Source organism: Coleofasciculus sp. (assembly GCF_046565525.1).
In the GTDB taxonomy this organism is placed as follows: Bacteria; Cyanobacteriota; Cyanobacteriia; order Cyanobacteriales; family Coleofasciculaceae; genus Coleofasciculus.
The window spans coordinates 1-1,025 of record NZ_JBKHUP010000264.1 but is presented as its reverse complement, the minus strand read 5'-3'; the positions used below and the strand labels follow the sequence as shown (position 1 = coordinate 1,025).

Sequence of the window (1,025 nt, the reverse complement as noted above, 5' to 3'; positions counted from 1 at the left end):
ATAGCTGTCGGACGCGCTCCCAGCCAAAGAGGATGGTTTGACTCACTCGATGACTGGCTCAAGCGCGATCGCTTTGTATTCATCGGTTGGTCAGGTATACTCCTGCTCCCCTGCGCCTACTTGGCTGTTGGGGCTTGGCTAACCGGTACAACCTTTGTCACATCTTGGTATACCCACGGTTTAGCCTCTTCCTACTTGGAAGGCTGTAACTTCCTCACCGTTGCGGTTTCCACCCCCGCCGATACCTTTGGTCATTCCTTACTGCTATTGTGGGGACCTGAAGCTCAAGGTGACTTCACCCGTTGGTGTCAAATCGGTGGGCTTTGGTCATTTACCGCCCTGCACGGTGCCTTTGGCTTAATTGGCTTTATGCTGCGGCAATTTGAAATTTCCCGCGTGGTCGGAATTCGACCCTACAACGCCATTGCCTTTAGTGGACCTATCGCGGTATTTGTCAGCGTATTCTTGATCTATCCCTTGGGGCAATCCTCTTGGTTCTTTGCTCCCAGCTTTGGTGTAGCCGGAATCTTCCGCTTCTTGCTATTCTTCCAAGGGTTCCACAACTGGACACTCAACCCCTTCCACATGATGGGAGTGGCAGGTATCTTAGGTGGAGCGCTGCTTTGTGCGATTCACGGTGCAACCGTAGAAAACACCTTGTTTGAAGATGGTGAAGGGTCAAATACCTTCCGGGCGTTTAACCCCACCCAAGCCGAAGAAACCTATTCAATGGTAACGGCGAACCGTTTCTGGTCTCAGATTTTCGGGATTGCGTTTTCCAACAAGCGCTGGCTGCACTTCTTCATGCTGTTTGTCCCCGTGACAGGCTTATGGATGAGTTCAGTGGGTGTGATCGGCTTAGCCGTGAACCTGCGTGCCTATGACTTCGTGTCTCAGGAAATCCGGGCGGCGGAAGACCCCGAATTTGAGACATTCTACACCAAGAACATTCTCCTGAATGAAGGAGTCCGGGCTTGGCTGGCGCCTCAAGACCAACCACACCAGAAGTTTGTATTCCCTGAGGA

1 protein-coding gene is annotated in these 1,025 nt (G+C 52.1%); it reads left to right on the top strand.

Features of this window, described 5'->3' with window-relative positions; genetic code table 11:
* On the top strand, positions 1-1,025 hold a 1,025-nt coding region (gene psbD, locus ACLGGO_RS35620), incomplete at both ends, for a photosystem II D2 protein (photosystem q(a) protein) (RefSeq protein WP_446422858.1).